The 18,441-nt window shown below is 36.0% G+C and carries 13 protein-coding genes; 9 read left to right on the top strand and 4 right to left on the bottom strand.

The window, feature by feature from the left end:
• The first annotated feature begins 12 nt into the window (after window positions 1-12).
• Entirely contained in the window at window positions 13-1,593 is a 1,581-nt protein-coding gene (locus MMF97_RS05860; protein ID WP_243360519.1) for a S10 family peptidase, read from the top strand.
• Between the two features lie 119 nt (window positions 1,594-1,712).
• The gene (locus tag MMF97_RS05865) at window positions 1,713-2,678 is read left to right on the top strand and encodes an acetyl-CoA carboxylase carboxyltransferase subunit alpha (protein WP_243360521.1); all 966 of its coding nucleotides are present in this window, start codon (window positions 1,713-1,715) and stop codon (window positions 2,676-2,678) included.
• 284 nt (window positions 2,679-2,962) lie between these two features.
• Here MMF97_RS05865 and MMF97_RS05870 read toward each other — a convergent pair whose 3' ends face one another.
• Window positions 2,963-6,061 (bottom strand): glycosyltransferase family 117 protein, encoded by a 3,099-nt coding sequence (locus tag MMF97_RS05870; protein ID WP_243360522.1) that lies wholly within the window; start codon window positions 6,059-6,061, stop codon window positions 2,963-2,965.
• Between the two features lie 365 nt (window positions 6,062-6,426).
• On the opposite strand from MMF97_RS05870, the gene MMF97_RS05875 reads away from it, so the two are divergent.
• The 3 genes from MMF97_RS05875 (at window position 6,427) to pth (ending at window position 8,683) form a co-directional block, all read left to right on the top strand.
• Window positions 6,427-7,368: a ribose-phosphate pyrophosphokinase gene (locus MMF97_RS05875; RefSeq protein ID WP_243360524.1), complete on the top strand. Its 942-nt coding sequence runs from the start codon at window positions 6,427-6,429 to the stop codon at window positions 7,366-7,368.
• 87 nt (window positions 7,369-7,455) lie between these two features.
• Window positions 7,456-8,034 (top strand): 50S ribosomal protein L25/general stress protein Ctc, encoded by a 579-nt coding sequence (locus MMF97_RS05880; RefSeq protein WP_243360526.1) that lies wholly within the window; start codon window positions 7,456-7,458, stop codon window positions 8,032-8,034.
• A gap of 88 nt (window positions 8,035-8,122) precedes the next feature.
• Window positions 8,123-8,683: an aminoacyl-tRNA hydrolase gene (pth, locus tag MMF97_RS05885; protein WP_243360528.1), complete on the top strand. Its 561-nt coding sequence runs from the start codon at window positions 8,123-8,125 to the stop codon at window positions 8,681-8,683.
• 78 nt (window positions 8,684-8,761) lie between these two features.
• Here the strand turns inward: pth and MMF97_RS05890 are convergent, their stop codons facing one another.
• From MMF97_RS05890 to MMF97_RS05900, 3 genes are read right to left on the bottom strand one after another with little or no spacing between them, the layout of a single operon-like run.
• Window positions 8,762-10,354 (bottom strand): response regulator, encoded by a 1,593-nt coding sequence (locus MMF97_RS05890; RefSeq protein ID WP_243360530.1) that lies wholly within the window; start codon window positions 10,352-10,354, stop codon window positions 8,762-8,764.
• Window positions 10,355-10,365: 11 nt separating this feature from the next.
• Window positions 10,366-11,202: a CheR family methyltransferase gene (locus tag MMF97_RS05895; protein ID WP_243360532.1), complete on the bottom strand. Its 837-nt coding sequence runs from the start codon at window positions 11,200-11,202 to the stop codon at window positions 10,366-10,368.
• A 22-nt stretch (window positions 11,203-11,224) separates the two neighbouring features.
• Window positions 11,225-14,713, bottom strand: coding sequence for a hybrid sensor histidine kinase/response regulator (locus MMF97_RS05900; protein WP_243360534.1), 3,489 nt, complete (start codon window positions 14,711-14,713; stop codon window positions 11,225-11,227).
• A gap of 125 nt (window positions 14,714-14,838) precedes the next feature.
• Here MMF97_RS05900 and MMF97_RS05905 point away from each other — a divergent pair, with 125 nt between their 5' ends.
• The 4 genes from MMF97_RS05905 to MMF97_RS05920 all read left to right on the top strand — a co-directional run bounded on the left by MMF97_RS05905 (window position 14,839) and on the right by MMF97_RS05920 (window position 18,395).
• The gene (locus MMF97_RS05905; RefSeq protein WP_243360536.1) at window positions 14,839-15,189 is read left to right on the top strand and encodes a Spx/MgsR family RNA polymerase-binding regulatory protein; all 351 of its coding nucleotides are present in this window, start codon (window positions 14,839-14,841) and stop codon (window positions 15,187-15,189) included.
• A 55-nt stretch (window positions 15,190-15,244) separates the two neighbouring features.
• Entirely contained in the window at window positions 15,245-15,961 is a 717-nt protein-coding gene (locus MMF97_RS05910) for a peptidase associated/transthyretin-like domain-containing protein (protein WP_243360538.1), read from the top strand.
• 80 nt (window positions 15,962-16,041) lie between these two features.
• Window positions 16,042-18,018 carry a M1 family metallopeptidase gene (locus MMF97_RS05915; protein ID WP_243360540.1) on the top strand — a complete coding sequence of 659 codons (1,977 nt, stop codon included), beginning with the start codon at window positions 16,042-16,044 and terminating at the stop codon, window positions 18,016-18,018.
• A 143-nt stretch (window positions 18,019-18,161) separates the two neighbouring features.
• Window positions 18,162-18,395 (top strand): hypothetical protein, encoded by a 234-nt coding sequence (locus tag MMF97_RS05920; RefSeq protein WP_243360541.1) that lies wholly within the window; start codon window positions 18,162-18,164, stop codon window positions 18,393-18,395.
• The last annotated feature ends 46 nt before the right edge of the window (window positions 18,396-18,441 follow it).

The raw sequence follows: 18,441 nt of genomic DNA on the forward strand, positions 1-18,441 counted from the left end.
TAAGACTGAACAATGAAGAAGATTTTCAAAATTATGATCTTTGCAATGGCTGCAAATGTGGCTGTCGTAAATGCACAACAAGGGGCCAGACCTCAACAGTCAAGACCTGCAAATACTGCTGCACCTGCTGCTACAGAGCAAAAAGAAGATGCTCCACGTACCAATCAAAATGTAAACTCAAGAACTATAGTGCCTGAAAGTTCCGTTGTTACACAACATACGGTAACTATAAAGGGTAAATCTATTCCTTATAAGGCAACGGCTGGTACATTGCCAGTGTGGAATGAAGAAGGTAAACCAGTTGCCGGACTTTTCTATACTTATTATGAAAGAACTGATGTTCAAAATAAAGATAGTCGTCCTTTAATCATATCGTTTAACGGTGGGCCAGGATCCGCTTCAGTGTGGATGCATATTGCTTATACAGGGCCGGTAGTTTTAAATATCGATGATGAAGGTTATCCGGTACAACCGTACGGATATAAAGATAATCCAAATTCTATTTTAGATGTTGCCGATATCGTGTACATAGACCCGGTAAATACGGGTTATTCAAGAACAGTAAGCAAAGACGTTCCAACCAGCCAGTTTTTTGGTGTAAGACAAGACATTAAATATTTAGCTGAGTGGATCAATACATTTGTAACCCGTGTTAACAGATGGGCTTCTCCAAAATACTTAATAGGTGAAAGTTACGGAACCACAAGGGTATCTGGATTGGCTTTAGAATTACAGAGCAACCATTGGATGTACCTTAATGGTGTAATTTTGGTGTCGCCTACAGAATTGGGTATAGAACGAGGCGTAACTACAGATGCTGCACTACGTTTACCTTACTTTGCTGCAACAGCATGGTACCATAAAGCTTTAGCTGCTGATTTGCAGAATAAAAAATTAACAGACATGTTGCCTGAGGTAGAAAAATTTACGATTGATGAATTATTACCGGCTATTGCAAAAGGTGGGCTTTTATCAGCAGCAGATAAACAGAAAATAGCAGCTAAAATGGCGAGATACTCTGGCCTGAGCGAAAAAGTTATTTTACAAAATAACCTAGATGTTTCTACCAATTTGTTCTGGAAAGAATTATTGAGAGATAAAGGTTACACCGTAGGTAGGTTAGATTCAAGATACAGAGGTATTGATAAATCTGATGGTGGTGAAAGACCAGATTATAATGCCGAGCTTACTTCATGGTTGCACTCATTTACGCCGGCTATTAATATGTATCTGCGTAATGCACTTAATTATAAAACCGATTTAAAATATAACATGTTTGGCCCGGTATATCCATGGGATAACACAGGCAACAGGACTGGAGAGAATTTACGAGCAGCAATGGCACAAAATCCTTATTTACATTTAATGGTACAATCTGGCTATTATGATGGTGCCTGCGATTATTTTAACGCCAAATACAATATGTGGCAAATGGATTTAAACGGTAAGTTAAAAGATCGCATGAGCTGGAAAGGTTATGAGAGCGGACACATGATGTATTTACGTAAACCTGATTTAGCTGCCGCTAACGATCATATCCGTGAGTTTATTAAAGATTCTTTGCCAGCACCTAACCAGTCAGCAAAGTTCTAATTTAAGCTTAAGAACTGATTTAATATATAAGCGATTGGCTTGAATTACAATTCAGACTGTTTAAGAATAAATTTATTGCAACATCTTTGCTGATAAATGCTTACTTTTACAGCCCCAATATGGAACAGATAAAAACATCTTTTGATTTTGAAAAGCCTTTAACTGATTTAATTCAGCAAATAGATAAGGTAAAGCAGATTGCAGAAAAAACCAAAGTTGATATGTCGGCAACTATAGATGAACTGAATAAAAAGGTAGCAGACACAAGCCAATCGCTATATAACAATTTAACAGGGTGGCAGAAAGTTCAAATGTCACGTCATCCAGAACGCCCGCAAACTTTAGATTATATCAAAATGATTTGCGATGACTTTATTGAGTTGCACGGCGACAGAACTGTTAAAGATGATAAGGCTATTGTAGGTGGCTTTGCTACTATTGCCGGACAAACGGTAATGATTATTGGTCACCAGAAAGGAAAAAATACCAAAGAACGTCAGTTTCATAATTTTGGTATGGCCAATCCTGAAGGCTACCGTAAAGCTTTGCGTTTAATGCGCTTAGCTGAGAAGTTTAATAAACCGGTTATTACTTTCATCGATACGATGGGAGCTTATCCGGGTTTGGAGGCAGAAGAAAGAGGACAAGGAGAAGCTATTGCCCGTAACTTGTTAGAAATGTCGGTTTTAAAAGTGCCAATCCTTTGTTTTATTGTAGGAGAGGGTGCATCTGGTGGTGCTTTAGGCATTGGTATCGGTGATAAGGTATATATGCTTGAGCATACCTGGTATTCGGTAATTTCTCCAGAATCATGTTCTTCTATTTTATGGCGCAGCTGGGATTTTAAAGAAAGAGCGGCTGAATGCCTGAAATTAACTTCGGAGGATATGTTTAAAAACGGATTAATTGACGGAGTAGTAAAAGAGCCATTGGGAGGTGCGCACCAAGATCCTGAATGGATGGCAGCTAACCTTAAACAACATATTGTTTCTGATCTTAAAGAACTTAAATCTATGTCAGTAGAGAAATTGGTTTCTAAACGTATTGATAAGTTCTGCGCAATGGGCGTAGTTAACGAAGGTTAAGTTAAACTGTAAAATATATTAGACTGCCTCAGATTAAAGTATTTGAGGCAGTTTTTTTATGCCTGTGCTTTCTGATTTCTTATTTCTATAACGTGATGCTGAACTCGTTTCAATATCTTAAGAGAAAATTTATGCTATTGTATTATATTTCGAACTAATCGGGATGGTAGTTATGAATTTATTATATAGCTTTCTGTAATACAGAATCTTTAAACTCATTATAAACAAAAAGCCCAGTTCATTTCATTTGAACCGGGCTTTTTTTATATTGAACTGATTTTAGCTTATTGATTAGAGAAGAACTGGTTAAATCTTCCGTATAAAGCTTCGTATTGTTTTTTCAATTTATCAGCTAACTGAGTTTGTTTATACTGAGCGGCAACTTTCTCCATAGGATCTAAACCATACATTAAGCCAATCTGTATGTTCTGACCGCCTATAATGGTTTTCTTACTTGCAGAAACGTCTGCCAAATAGGTAATTTCTTTCTGTACATAATCAGCATATCTCTCAATAAGCTTATTGGCACGACTGGTTTCACCTAAAATATACAGGTTCTGAGCCATGGTTGGTACAGCCATCACATTTCTTAAACCATAAATACGGGTAGGCATTACCTCGTCATATTTTTTCATCACCTTTTTAGCTTCTTCTAAACGACCTGCTTTAATTAATTCAGAAGTAAGATTGTTGAAAATGTTATTGAAAATGGCAATATCATCTGCCGACTGTTCATCTAAATATTTTGCATTTTTAATATTACCCCACAAGAATTTGTTCATTACATGGTCATACATAGGGTTTACATTTACCTGAGTTTCTCCTCTTTCTAAAGCACTGGTATCAGGCTGTAAAGGCAATAATCTTAATGCTAAACCTTCGCTATATAAATATTTATCTAAACCATTGAACTGCTCACTAGGAACTGTACTGCAGAAATAAATTGGGCGTTTCCAGTTGTTATGAGCCAGGATATCAAACATGGCCAAAGTACCTTTGGTTACATAAGGTTTGTTAAAGGTCCATTCTATAGCAGGAACAATTTTATTTCTTTCACTTTCCGGTAGTGTTTGTGTTTTGATCACATCATCAGCATTAACCGTTAATTTGAAATTTTTTGTCGGAATGAAATTTGACTTGCTGCCATCGCTTAGAGGTAGCATATCATTAGGATCGTCTGATAATAACAGATCAACAATCTGTTTAAGTTCAACAGGATCTTTAATGCCCATATCTTTATGGTACATTACATCCCTTACCCCACTCACATACTGAGCCTCTTTCATCGATAAAGGTAATGCTTCAGACTCGTGTACTTTTCTCTGTAAATTATTAATATACCAGTCTGTGTCAAATAAACTAAGGTTTACTAATCTGATATCAGGCCTGATATTTTCTACTTCCTGTGCGTACCAAAGCGGATAAGTATCATTATCGCCATAAGTAAATAAGATGGCGTTAGGAGCACAGGATTGCAAATAACTTACTGCAATATCATGAGCTACCATTTTAGTAGAGCGGTCATGACTTTTCCAACCCTGCTGAGCCATAAGTATAGGTGCCGCAAACATCGAAACCACAATAGCCGCTATAGCCGCATTTTTTGCATTTAACTTTTTAAATATCCATTCCTTAACGGCCACTACGCCAATACCAATCCAGATGGCAAAAGCATAGAAAGATCCTACATAAGCGTAATCCCTTTCACGGGGTTCTAAAGGTTTTTGGTTCAGGTACATTACAATAGCAATACCCGTAAAGAAAAACAAAAGACCAATAATACCAGCATCTCCTGGTTTACGTTTAAAGTGCCATACCGCACCCAATACTCCTAAAATAAGAGGTAAAAAGAAATACCTGTTATAAGCATTACTTTCTTTTATGGACGGTGGAAGATTGGTTTGATCGCCATAAAGCATTGAATCTATAGGTTTGATGCCGCTAATCCACTGGCCCTCATATAAGCTACCCTGACCTTGTATTTCATTTTGGCGACCGGCAAAATTCCATAAGAAATAACGCATATACATAAAACCAACCTGATGACGTATAAAGAAGCTTAAGTTATCAAAGAAAGAAGGGAAATGCTGGTCGTCAAAGCCCATTAAATCCTTATAATAATTGATATGTCTTTGCTCATCGCTGTACATTCTAGGGAATAATACTTCATGTTGTAAGCGACGGATACTATCAGGGAAATTGGTGTTTTCGCCATAGATAGTTTTTCTTTTAATACCTGAAACTTCGTATTTTTTCTCTCCTTTACGATAGCTTTTACCCGTATCTTTATAAATAGGACGGCTTCCGTCTTCTTCATATTGAGGTATTGAATTATAGTTAGGGCCAAAAAGTAAAGGCTGATCGCCATACTGTTCACGGTTCAGGTATCCTAAAAAAGAGAATGCATTATCAGGATCACTGTTATTTAAATTTGGTTTTGCCTGTGCTCTGATTAAGATCATGGCAAAAGATCCGTAACCGAAAATAATCAGTACTACAGAAAGTAAAGCCAAATTCAATACTTTTTTGCTGTGTTTGATCGAGTAAAGTATGCCCCAAACCAAACTACCGATAAGAAGCGCTGAAAAGACAAGTACGCCACTGCCAAAACCTAAACCTAAAGTATTTACAAAGAATAAATCGAAATAAGCTCCAAATTTAACGAGGTACTGGATAATGCCGTATTGTACAAAGGCTAAAATTAATATACCAACAACCAAAGTTTTGAATATACCTGACGTGGTAGGTTTTTCTGTTTTTTTGAAATAATAAACAAAAGCTATGGCTGGTATGGTTAATAAGTTTAACAAGTGAATGCCTATTGAAAGGCCCATGGTGTAAGCAATGAATAGTAACCATCTATCGGCTCTCGGCTCATCAGCAATGGCTTCCCACTTTAGAATTGCCCAGAATACAATTGCTGTAAAAAGAGATGAAAGTGCATACACCTCTGCCTCAACTGCCGAAAACCAGAAGCTATCAGAGAAAGCATAAGCCAGTGCACCTACTGCACCTGCGCCCATAATGGTAATTAAATTTGCTTTACTGATTTCTTCACCTTTTTTGATGAGTACTTTTTTAACCAAGGCGGTGATGGTCCAGAATAAAAATAAGATAGTTGCTGCGCTAGCTATTCCAGAGCCAAAGTTCATGAAATAAGCAATTTTCTTTACGTCGCCAAAAGCTAGTAAAGAGAAAAACCTTTCGATCATTAAAAACAGAGGAGCTCCGGGTTGGTGTACAATCTGCATTTTGAAAGCAGAAGCGATAAACTCACCGCAATCCCAGAAACTGCTAGACGGTTCGAGTGTTAATGTGTAGCAAATAGCTGCAATAGCAAAGCATATCCAGCCTACTATATTATTTACTTTTGAATAGTTCATACTTTTGAAGTAAAATACTTTGTTGGTAATTATAAATGCTGCCGAAAATAAAAAAATAGATTGACATACGGGTTATGCCAAACCCTTTTTAACAAATATTAACGAGAAATAAAGGTGATTATAAATGGATTAGAAAAAGCGGTGAAAAATTTTGTTAATATTATTTGCATAAAATAAAAAAGTACGTACATTTGCATTCCATTTCGGGACGAAGGTTTTGAAATTGATTGTCCGATAGTATAAGGGTAGTACAAGTGATTTTGGTTCATTTAGTCTTGGTTCGAATCCAGGTCGGACAACAAACGTTTCGGATTGTGAATATTCACAATCCGATTTTTTTTAACCCGCATTGATATCGATAAATCATGCCATTGCAGTTTAACCCAGTTAAAATTTTTGCAGGAAGCGGCACACAGGCTGTTGCTGCAAAAATAGCCGAAGAATACGGCAGACCTCTTGGTGATGTAACCATTAGTAAATTTAGCGATGGCGAGTTTCAGCCTTCTTTTAATGAGTCTATAAGAGGTTGCGATGTTTTCATCGTTCAATCTACCAACCAACCAACAGACAATCTAATGGAGCTTTTGTTAATGGTTGATGCCGCTCGCAGAGCATCAGCACATTACATTACAGCAGTAGTTCCTTATTATGGTTTGGCACGTCAGGATCGTAAAGATAAACCTCGTGTAGCTATTGGTGCTAAATTGGTTGCTAACTTACTAAAAGCAGCAGGAATTAACCGTATCATGACCATGGATTTACATGCGGCGCAGATACAGGGTTTTTTTGATATCCCGGTAGATCACTTGGATGCTTCTGTAATTTTTGTGCCTTATATTAAAGCTCTGGGTCTGGAAAACCTGACCATTGCTTCTCCGGATATGGGCGGTTCATACAGAGCAAGAACTTTTGCTAAATTCTTTAATGCAGAGGTGGTGATTTGCGATAAAAGACGTAAACGTGCCAATGAAATAGAATCGATGTCTATTATTGGTGATGTAACAGGGCAGGATATTGTTTTAATTGATGATATATGTGATACCGCAGGTACTTTAGCTAAAGCAGCCGCGTTGATCATGGAGAATGGTGCGAAGAGTGTAAGAGCGGTGTGTACACACCCGGTTCTATCAGGTAAAGCTTATGAGACTATAGAAAACTCAATGCTTGAAGAACTGATCGTAACCGATACCATTCCGTTAAAACAAGAATGTAGTAAAATTAAAGTGCTGAGTACAGCCCCTTTATTTGCAAAAGCAATTGCTAATGTGAATGAACATGGTTCAATTAGCGACCTTTTTAAAGTTTAGCGCTTTGCGTTAAGCGGTGAGCGAAAAACGCTAATCGCCTTTCGTCAAACGCTTTTGAGAGCATTTAACAATTAAAAATAAATAAAAATGAAAACTATCGCTATTAGCGGTTCTCCTAGAGAGAACGTAGGGAAACGCGATGCTAAAGAGCTTCGTTACCAAGGTAAAGTTCCAGCCGTATTATACGGAGGTAAAGAGCAGGTGCATTTTGCTTTTACCAGTACTGAACTAAACGATGCTATTTATTCACCAGAAGCCAGCTTCGTTGAAATCAATGTAGGTGGAAAAACTTCAAAAGCTATCGTAAAAGATTTACAATTCCATCCTTTAACTGACCTATTGGTTCACGTTGATTTTCTTGAATTATTTGACGATAAGGAAATCACTATGGAGATCCCAGTTAGATTAACCGGAACTTCTCCAGGTGTAAAAATGGGGGGTAAATTAGTTCAAAAATTACGTAAACTACGTGTTAAAGCATTACCTAAAAATATGCCTCAGGTAGTAGAAGTAAGCATTGAGAAATTAGAAGTGGGTAACTTATTCCGTGTACGTGATCTTAAAACAGATAACTACGTGGTAACCAATACTCCGGAAGATACGATTGTTTCTGTAGGTATGTCAAGAGCTTTAAAACAAGCTGAAAACGCTGCTAAAGGAAAATAATTTAAAAAGCTTCTAAAAAAGAACGGCGTGGATTTTCTACGCCGTTTTTGTTTTTATAAAAGGATATCAAATTTTATAACTTTACGCCATGAAATTTCTGATTGTAGGTTTAGGTAATATAGGTGCAGAATATGCGAGCACAAGGCACAATATTGGGTTTGATATTGCCGATGGACTTGTTGCAGCCCTTGAGGGTAATTTTGAGTTTGGCAGATTAGCCTATCATGCAGAAGTAAGTCATAAAGGCAAAAAGATACACGTAATTAAACCCACCACTTATATGAATTTAAGTGGTAAAGCGGTTAATTACTGGATGAAAGAGTTGAAAATTGCTCCTGAAAATGTTTTGGTACTGGTTGATGATCTGGCTCTGCCTTTTGGTAAAATGCGTTTAAAACTGAAGGGAAGCAGTGCAGGACATAACGGGTTAAAAAGTATAGAAGAAGTTTGTGGAGGTCAGAATTATGCCCGTTTACGTTTTGGTATAGGCGATGATTTTCCGAAGGGAAGACAGGTAGATTTTGTACTGGGAAAATTTGATAAAAATGAACAAAAAGATTTACCGGTTCTGATTAACCGTGCAATAACTATTGTTAAGAGTTTTGCTACTATTGGACCAGCGATGACTATGACTCAGTTTAATCAGTAAATGCTATCAATACTGAATAAATTAATTTAATGATCAGGCCAAACAGGCTTCAGCATCTTAGCTGTAAATATTAATCTATTAATTTTTTTGGGTTAATTTGGCTATTTTTTCATGAAGAACATTTACTTTAAATGGTTTGCCAATAATATCATTGGCGCCGGCTTTATAAGCGGTTTCATTATCAGAATCTAATACTCCGGCAGAAAAAGTAATAATAGGAATAGTTTCTTTACCAGGGGCATAGCCTTCTCTTATTTTTTTAATGGCTTCGAGGCCATTCATTACCGGCATATAAGTGTCCATTAAAATAAGATCAAATTGATCTTGAGCGAGAGCATCTATGGCTTCCTGCCCGTTGGTTACCACATGGGTTTCTATATTCCAGTTGTTTAATATTTTAACGATCAGGAAAACATTTATAGAATTATCTTCCGCTATAAGAATTTTTAATCCATCAAATTTCTGGAGTGTTTGAGGTTCCTGCTCTGTTTTTTCACTCTCGTTATCGTCCACAAATTTGTACCATTTGCTAAAAATAAAAGTACTTCCCTTACCTAATTCGCTGCTTACCTCCAGAGAGCCTCCTTTAAGTTCAATTAATTTCTTTACAATAGAAAGTCCTAAACCAGTGCCTTCATAAACTTTGGTGCTGATGTTATCTGCCTGTTCAAAAGTGTTAAAAATGGTATCTATATTTTCTTTTGAAATGCCTATGCCTGTATCAGAAATGATGAACTTAATATGTACCAGATTATTGTTCTTTTCAGGTACCTCAATTTTAAATGTTACTTCGCCTTGATTGGTAAATTTAATGGCATTGCTCAATAAATTCATAAAGATCTGGCTTAGTCTTAATGAATCGGCCATAATGATCTTGGGTAACTGAGGATCTATATCTAAATTGAGGGCTATGTTTTTTTCTTTGGCTTTTACACTTAATAAATTGGCAGCCTGTGTTACAATATCGTATATGTTGGTTTTAGCCAGACTGATCTTGAACTTACCAGCTTCTATTTTTGATAGATCCAGAATATCATTGATTACACCTAACAATGAACTTGATGATACATCAATGAGGTTAACTATTTCAAGCTGGCTTTCGTCTAAGCTACTTTGCTTGAGCAGGTGTAATAAACCAATAATACCATTTATGGGTGTTCTGATTTCATGACTCATATTAGCCATAAAATTTTCTTTGGCTCTTTTTCCCTGTTCGGCATCTTCTTTGGCTTTGATCAGGTCATGCTGTATTTTTTCAAGCTGTTCGTTCTTTTTTTTGATCTCTCGTTGTGTACGTACAAGTTGTATAAAAGCATCTACTTTTGCAGATGTAATATAAGGGTCTAAAGGTTTATACAGGTAATCTACGGCTCCGGCGTTTAATCCTTTAATGGCATATTTTGCTTCAGTAGAGATAGCCGTTACAAAAATTACCATAATATCTTTTGTACGAACATTGTTCTTTAAGATCTCAACCAGCTCAAAGCCATTCATTTTGGGCATTTGTACATCAACCAATGCAATTGCAATATCTTTTTCCCAGCAGATACGCAGTGCATCATTAGGCGAGGTAGTACTAATGATATTAATATCACTTCTCTTAATGAGTGCTTCCAGTGCAATGATATTTTCCTGCTTGTCGTCTATAATTAACAGGTTGATTGTTTTCATGCAATTGATGTTTATGCTATTTTTTGATATACGTTAAACTTCTTATCTATTACTTTAAGTTTTTTTAATATATCAGTATCTCTAATGGTTTCTTTACTACCTAAACATAGAAAACCTAAATTCGCTAAGCTATTATAAAACAGATTGATTACTTTTTTTTGCAGTTCAGCATTAAAGTAAATCAATACATTCCGGCAGGTTATCAGCTGAAACTCATTGAACGGACCATCTGAAACTAAATTATGAGTCGAAAATAAGATATTTTTCTTTAACGACCGAGAAATTAACGCTGCATCATACTTAGCGGTATAATAATCTGATAGAGATAAGCCACTATCTACCTGCGAAAGATTTTCAGAATATCGTTTTATTTTTTGCAAGTCGTAAATACCTTCCTTAGCGGTTTCCAGCTCTCTGGTATTGATATCGGTGCCATATATAAAGCTTCTTTTGTATAAACCTGCTTTATCAAACAGGATGGCTAAAGAATAAAGTTCTTCCCCGCTTGAGCAACCTGCACTCCAAATTTTGATATGCTGATAAGTGCTCAGATAAGGAACAATAACTTTGTTGATAACTTTATAAAAACCCGGATCTCTGAACATTTCGGTAACATTTACCGTAACCTCCACTAGAAATTCCTGAAAAAAATCGGGTTGATTAATTAATGCATTGCAAAGCTCAAAGAAAGTATAACCTTTTAAGATCATTAATCTTACGATACGTCTTTTTAAGGATGCTTCTGAATAATCACTGAAATCAAATCCATGTACATTCAATACCAGACTGATCAGTTCATGAAGCTGTTTGTCTGAAATAGCTGAATTTCCCGGAGTATGAATTTGCATAAGGTATATATAGATTTAATTGTTAACTGAGCCAAACTCTTAACATAGACAATAGTTTATCTGTGTCAATTGGTTTAGCGATATAGTCATTGGCACCAGCCTCTATACATTTTTCTTTGTCGTTTTTCATGGCTTTAGCCGTTAGGGCTATAACTGGTAGTTTAGCCAGTTTGGTTTGTTGTCTTATGGCTTTCATGGCTTCATATCCATCCATTTCAGGCATCATAATATCCATTAATACCAAATCTATTTCCGGATGTTCTTCTAATTTTTCTAAAGCTTCCCTGCCATTTGTAGCAATAATTACATTGATATTATAAGATTGTAATGCTGATGATAAAGCAAATATGTTACGCATATCATCATCAGTAATCAGGATATTTTTATTCTCTAATGCTTTTTCAATGGTAACAGATGCGTTTTTAACTTTCTGTGTTTTACCGTCACTATAATTTTTCTTTTGAGGTTCTTCTTTCTTGATTTTATTCACAAAAAGATTTACTTCGTCCAGTAGCCGGTCATTAGATTTATTGTTTTTAAGTACCATGGCTTGTGTGTGTCGCATAATATGGGCCATTTGTTCTTTGTCTAGCTCCATGGCAGTATTGATAATTACTGGTGTTGATGCCCATTTAGGGTTCAGTTTAATCTCATCAAGGAGATCAAAGCCTGACACATCTGGTAATTTCAAGTCTAGAACAATGCAGTCAAAATGATTATGCTCAAGTATTTGCCGTGCTTCTGCACCTGTATAGGCCTGTGCTACTTTGGCACCTTTTTCAATTAATTGAGCACTCAGCTCGTTACTTTGTAGAACCTGATCTTCTATAACCAGAACATTATTAAACTGATATTCGTTATGCTCTGATAATAAACGAAAAGCCTTATCTAACTGCTCTTTTTCTATTGGTTTCTTTAAAAAACCAATAGCACCTTCTTTTTGAGCCTGTTTTACTTTTTCATCACCGGCCGACATCATGTGCACAGGAATATGCTGTGTATCAGGATCTGCTTTTAGTTTTTTGAGAATGGTCCATCCATCCATAACAGGCAGCATGATATCTAATATAATGGCATCAGGTTTTAGAGTTTGAGCCAGCTCAAGCCCTTTGTCGCCACTATAGGCCAAAACAGGTTCAAATCCTTTTTCTATTGCATAATTTTTCAAAATCTCGGCAAAATTCTCATCATCTTCAACAATAAGAAGCCTTGTATGTTTTTTATCAGTTTCACTTTCTTCGGCAGCGACCGGTTTTGCAGGCAATTCTACAGGGATATCTGTACTTTCATTCTCTTGTTTTATTTCTTGTTTAGCGGTTTCTGTATGTAATGGTATAAATAAGGTAAAAGTACTGCCTAATCCTGCCTGACTTTCTAATTGGATTTCGCCACCAAGTAAATTTGCTAATTCTCTGCTGATAGAAAGTCCTAAACCTGTACCTCCGTATTTTCTGCTGGTAGAACCATCTTCTTGTTGAAAGGCTTCAAAAATGATTTGTTGTTTGTCTGCTGCAATACCTATTCCAGTATCTTTTATAGAGAAATAAAGTATGCCTGCCGAGGCTTCATTATTCAGATTTTTATGATAAAATTTTTGATCTTTTCCTGCTATACCTGCATTAACGGTAACACTACCACTATCTGAGGTGAATTTGAAAGCATTTGACAACAGGTTTTTAATGATCTGTGTAAGTCTGGTTTCATCGGTTTGTATGAACTCAGGGAGATCATCAGCTAGTTTGAACTGATAATTGATGTTTTTCTGATTCGCTACCTCAGTAAATAAGGCATCGGTTTGCTCTTTGATTGCTTCTAAAGCTACTCGCTCCACAACCAGATCTACATTGCCCGATTCGATTTTTGACAGGTCTAAAATGTCATTGATAAGAGATAGCAGATCTGTTCCGGCATTGTGTATTACTCCGGCATATTTAATCTGTTCTTCGTTAAGATTTAAAGGTTTGTTCTCCTTTAATATTTTGGCTAAAATTAAAATACTGTTTAGTGGAGTTCTTAATTCGTGGCTCATGTTGGCCAAAAATTCAGATTTGTATTTGCTGCTCAGTTCTAGTTCTTCGGCCTTTAAACTAATAGCTTCTTTAGCCTGATTTAATGAAACATTTTTTTCTTCAAGTAACTGTGCCTTTTCTTCGAGTTCTGCGTTGGCCTGCTGTAATTCTTCCTGCTGCACCCGTAACTCTTCTTCTGAAGCTTGTAGTTCTTCTGTTTTATGAATTAAATCTTCGTTGGTTACTCTGAGTTCTTCCTGCTGACTGGCAAGTTCTTCAGCCTGTTGTTGTGTCTGTTCAAATAAAGCCTGTAATTTTGCCTTTGCCATAACTGCATTTACGGCAATACCTATATTTGGGCTCACAGCTTCGAGATATGCAATTTGTTCTTCGGTTATTTTTGATCTGAAGCCTAATTCAATAATAGCAATTGTTTCATTTTCAAATAAAACAGGTATGCAGACAATCTGAGCAGGTAATGTATTGCCCAAAGCGGTTTCAATCTTAATGTAATCATTAGGAACGTTGTCTAATATTTTTATTTTCTTTTCAAAGGCAGCCTGACCTACTAATGTTTCACCAAATTTAACTTCAAAAAAGCCAGGTTTTTCTTTACAGGCGTAACCACCTTTGCTTTTTAAGGTTTGTTCTTTTTTGTTTACAAGGAAAAATAAACCTACGGGTAAAGATAGGTACGTGCAGATCTGGGTTACAATCCTAGTGGTTAGTTCATCCATAGATTGCTCACCATGCATTACCTCATTTAATTTGGTTTCGCCCAGCAGCATCCAGTTGTTGTGTTCATTTTTAGCTGAGAGCAAAGCCAGTTCATCATTGGTATTTCTAATGAGCTTTTCAGTCTCTTTCTGCTGATCAAAAGTTCTTTTGATATAAGAGAATAAAAACAATATCAACCCGAAAATAATAAAGGAACTTATGGTGACTATCAGAATGGTTCTATGAGCACGCTGTTCATTAACGATTTTTTTCTGAGCAAGGAGATTATATTGATATCTTATAAGTTGGGCATTAAATTTTAAGAACTGCTCTTTGTATATTCGGCCTTTATCAGTAGCAATTTGTTTTTTGGCAGCGTCATCGCCTAAAGTATTGGCCTTAGCCATAACCTGTTTAAGATCATATACTTTTAAGGCAGCATAATGTTGTAAACTATCAACAAGTTCTGCATTTGAGTTCTCTTCTCCTATTATCTTTTTAAGCTCCTCAATAGAAGGAATGATTTTATCTATGCTTTGGTTATAAGGTTGCTTGTATTCATCTTTTAAGGTAATGACAAAACCCCTTAGCCCGGCTTCGGCATTGATAATTTCGACCTCAACTTCTTCAGCTTTTTTAATAACAGACTGAGTATGCTCAACAAGTGCAGCGCTTTCTGTTAAAGAAGTAATGCTAAAATAAGACATCATTGCCGATACCAAAACAAATATTAGTGATACGGCAAAGCCGGTAAATATTTGCTGTTTAAAGGAAAGTTTGATCATTGGTTGAAATTATAAAGCTAAGATAGGATTTAATGCAATAATTATTTTAGAGAATCATCAGTTATTATGCCGCTTAAAATAATTTAAAGTTGCTAACTTTACATGCAACATCTTAATAAACTGCAATGATCTTATACGGCATACCAAATTGTAATACAGTAAAAAAAGCGCAAGACTGGCTTAAAGAAAAAAATATTGCGTTTGAATTTCATGATTTTAAGAAAAAAGGAATTACAAACGAAAAACTTAAAATCTGGTTTAAAACTTTTGGAGCAGAAACCGTTCTAAATAAGAAAGGTCTTACTTATAAAAAACTAAGCAAAGAAGAGCAGTCTGCTTTAAATAATGAAAATGCAATTATTGCTTATCTAAAGCAAAATACAAGTGCCATTAAAAGGCCTGTGGTTGAGATTAATAATGAACCTGTTCTTATAGGGTTTGATGAAAATACATACACAGCGAAACTGGCAAAGTAGCTGTTAAAAATTGTTAAACCTGTATATTAAATCGCATTACCTGTTAAATTTGATTATGCTTAGAAAGCTCCTATTCATATTGTTGACTTTTGCTCCTTTCTTTTCAATGGCGCAGCAGACTTATCTTACAGGTAATATCTTTGATAACGAAAAACGAAGTGTTCCATTAGAAGGAGTAAGCGTTAGAAATTTAAGCACTAAGGCCTTTGTTTTTAGCGATAAAGATGGACATTTTGCCATCGGAGCAAAAACAGGCGACCTGATTACTTTTGGTATGATGGGATATGAAACCGATACCGTTTATCTGATCAATCTCTTTCCCAAAAACATTTACTTAAGAGCAAGTGTAAATACATTAAACACAGTAAATGTTACTACGGCTAAAATATCTCCATTTTTAGATACAAAAGATCCTAATGCCACTCCTGCCAGAAGAATAGATTATTCAAAAGAAAAAGGAGGAATTGGTTTTAATTTAGGTTATGGTAAATACAAACGTCAGCAAGCCAAAGTAAGAGAGCTTGAAGAACAGGATGAACTCCTTACTGAGATCAACGATAATTTTAATGAAAAGGTAATACTGGACCTGACTAAATATAAAGGAAAAGACATCAAAGACTTTATTGGTCTATACCGTCCAACACCAGAACAAATCAAAGCAGAACACCCATTCAACTATCCTTATTATATCGTTAAATCTTTTCACGAATGGTTAAAGTTACCTCCAGAGGCGAGGAAATTACCTGCGCTTCCTAAGCTTAAAGCCAACTAAATGCAACATTGGTAACAATGTAACCATTTATTTGAAAATGATTTTCAGAAAAGCTAGATTTAACGCAAATTAAAACAGCTATGAATAAATTTATATCCAAAATTTTTGTAATGGCTTTGGTGGGTACATTTGCATTAAAAGCAGGTGCACAACAACCAAATGCTGTTTCATCAAATTACAGTACAGCAGATGCTTTCGGACCGCTATTCTATACCCAGAACGGTAACGAATTTCGTTCTGCAAGTGGTTATCCAGGGCCAAAATACTGGCAAAATAGGGTTGACTATAACATTACAGCCAAATTAGATGAAGCTGGTAATGGAGTTACGGCTTCAGTTACAATTACTTATAAAAATAACAGTCCTGATAAGCTGCCATTTTTATGGTTACAGTTAGACCAAAACTCTTTTGCAGAAAACTCAAGAGGTAAACAAGTTACTCCAAATAACAGCCGTTATGGCGCAAAAGGAGATAAAATTGACGGCGGTTACAAAATCAAAAATGTAAGTGTAAGTCAAAAAAATGCAGCAGTTAAGTTCTCTTCAATTGTAGAAGATACCAGAATGCAGATTAGACTTAATGAACCAATGGCTGCCAATGGCGATGTAGTTACTATTAAAATAGACTACAACTATGTAATTCCAAAATTAGGTTCAGACAGAACAGGGCATTTAACCACTAAAAACGGTGAAATTTTTGCCGTTGCACAATGGTTTCCAAGAATGTGTGTGTATGATGATGTATTAGGATGGAATACTTTACCTTATTGGGGTGGAGGAGAGTTCTATTGCGAGTACGGTGACATCAATTATACCATCACTGCACCTGCAAGCCATATTGTAATGGGTTCGGGAGAATTATTAAACCCTCAGGAAGTATTTACCGCCGAGCAGTTAAAAAGATGGAACGACGCAAAATTAAGCGATAAAACTATTCACATCAGATCAGAAGAAGAAGTTACCGATCCGAAATCTCGTCCGGCTAAAGATTTCCTTACCTGGAAATTTAAAATGGTTAATACCAGAGATGCAGCATGGGCAAGTTCTAAAGCTTTTGTATTAGATGCAGCACGTATCAATTTGCCAAGTGGTAAAAAATCTTTAGCTGTTTCAGCACATCCGGTAGAAAGCGCAGGTATGGACAGTTATGGCCGTGGTGTTGAATATGTGAAAGGAGCAATAGAATTCTATTCAAAACAATTGTATGAATATCCTTATCCAATGGCTGTAAACGTAGCCACCAATATTGGTGGTATGGAGTATCCGGGTATTGTTTTCTGCGGATGGAATGCTAAAAAAGGAAGTGCATGGGGCGTAATTGATCATGAATTTGGCCACATTTGGTTCCCAATGATTGTAGGTTCTAACGAACGTAAATTTGGCTGGATGGATGAAGGTTTCAATACCTTTATTAATGACCTATCGAGCGAGGCTTTTAACAATGGTGAGTACAAACCACGTAAAGCTGATATGAATGCTATAGGTAAAGCGGTTATTGGTAATCCCCGATATGAAAATATTATGTTAATGCCTGATGCTATGCGTGAGGCTAACATTGGTGTTAACCTTTATTCTAAACCAGGGTGGGGTTTACACTTATTGAGAAACGAGATTTTAGGTAAAGATCGTTTTGATTATGCTTTCAAAGAATATATTAAAGCCTGGGCATATAAGCATCCAACACCTTTTGATTTTTTCAGAGCAATGGAGAACGGAGCAGGTGAAGATTTAAGCTGGTTCTGGAAAAGCTGGTTCTTAAACAGCTGGAAGATGGATCAGGCAATCGGAGATGTTAAAGAAACTAAAGATGATCAAGGTTATCATTATGCAGTTCGTATTGATAATTTAGAAAAAATGCCGATGCCGATTATTGTTGAGTTTAAAACTGCAAGCGGAAAAACAGAGATCGTAAGGTTGCCTGTTGATGTGTGGATGAAAAATGTATCATGGACTGTTAACTATACCTCAAAAGAACAGGTTACAGAAATTACATTAGATCCTAACAAAGTTTTACCAGATAGTAACCCTGATAATAATAAATGGAAAGCGGCGAATTAAGATAATTCGAATCTTTAAAAACAAAAAGGCTCCAGCAATTCTGCTGGAGCCTTTTTTATGAAAAATAAAACTTCATAGTTTCTTCATTTGTGTGCGCTTACTTAGTGTTATTAAATTAATTAATCAACATAAAAAAATTAAAAATGAAAAACTTGAAATTATTTGGATTTGCATTAGTAGCATTATTCGCAGTTAGCACAGTAAGCGCACAAACTTCACCAAAAGCAGCAAAAACAGCTCCGGCAACTACTACAGCTCCAGCGGCTAAAAAAGAAGAGAAAAAAGCTGAGCCTAAAAAAGCTGAAAAACCTGAGGCTAAAAAAGAAGCAAAGAAAGAAGTGAAAAAAGCTGAAAAACCAGCTACTCCAAAAAAGTAAAAAATAATAAAAAATAGTAGTTTTCTTTTAGTAAATCCTGAGCATA

The organism is Pedobacter montanisoli (genome assembly GCF_022809115.1).
Lineage (GTDB): Bacteria > Bacteroidota > Bacteroidia > Sphingobacteriales > Sphingobacteriaceae > Pedobacter > Pedobacter montanisoli.

Coding starts and splice junctions, on each gene's coding strand:
- MMF97_RS05860 (WP_243360519.1), top strand. CDS start 13: ATGAAGAAGATTTTCAAAATTATGATCTTTGCAATGGCTGCAAATGTG.
- MMF97_RS05865 (WP_243360521.1), top strand. CDS start 1,713: ATGGAACAGATAAAAACATCTTTTGATTTTGAAAAGCCTTTAACTGAT.
- MMF97_RS05870 (WP_243360522.1), bottom strand. CDS start 6,061: ATGAACTATTCAAAAGTAAATAATATAGTAGGCTGGATATGCTTTGCT.
- MMF97_RS05875 (WP_243360524.1), top strand. CDS start 6,427: ATGCCATTGCAGTTTAACCCAGTTAAAATTTTTGCAGGAAGCGGCACA.
- MMF97_RS05880 (WP_243360526.1), top strand. CDS start 7,456: ATGAAAACTATCGCTATTAGCGGTTCTCCTAGAGAGAACGTAGGGAAA.
- pth (WP_243360528.1), top strand. CDS start 8,123: ATGAAATTTCTGATTGTAGGTTTAGGTAATATAGGTGCAGAATATGCG.
- MMF97_RS05890 (WP_243360530.1), bottom strand. CDS start 10,354: ATGAAAACAATCAACCTGTTAATTATAGACGACAAGCAGGAAAATATC.
- MMF97_RS05895 (WP_243360532.1), bottom strand. CDS start 11,202: ATGCAAATTCATACTCCGGGAAATTCAGCTATTTCAGACAAACAGCTT.
- MMF97_RS05900 (WP_243360534.1), bottom strand. CDS start 14,713: ATGATCAAACTTTCCTTTAAACAGCAAATATTTACCGGCTTTGCCGTA.
- MMF97_RS05905 (WP_243360536.1), top strand. CDS start 14,839: ATGATCTTATACGGCATACCAAATTGTAATACAGTAAAAAAAGCGCAA.
- MMF97_RS05910 (WP_243360538.1), top strand. CDS start 15,245: ATGCTTAGAAAGCTCCTATTCATATTGTTGACTTTTGCTCCTTTCTTT.
- MMF97_RS05915 (WP_243360540.1), top strand. CDS start 16,042: ATGAATAAATTTATATCCAAAATTTTTGTAATGGCTTTGGTGGGTACA.
- MMF97_RS05920 (WP_243360541.1), top strand. CDS start 18,162: ATGAAAAACTTGAAATTATTTGGATTTGCATTAGTAGCATTATTCGCA.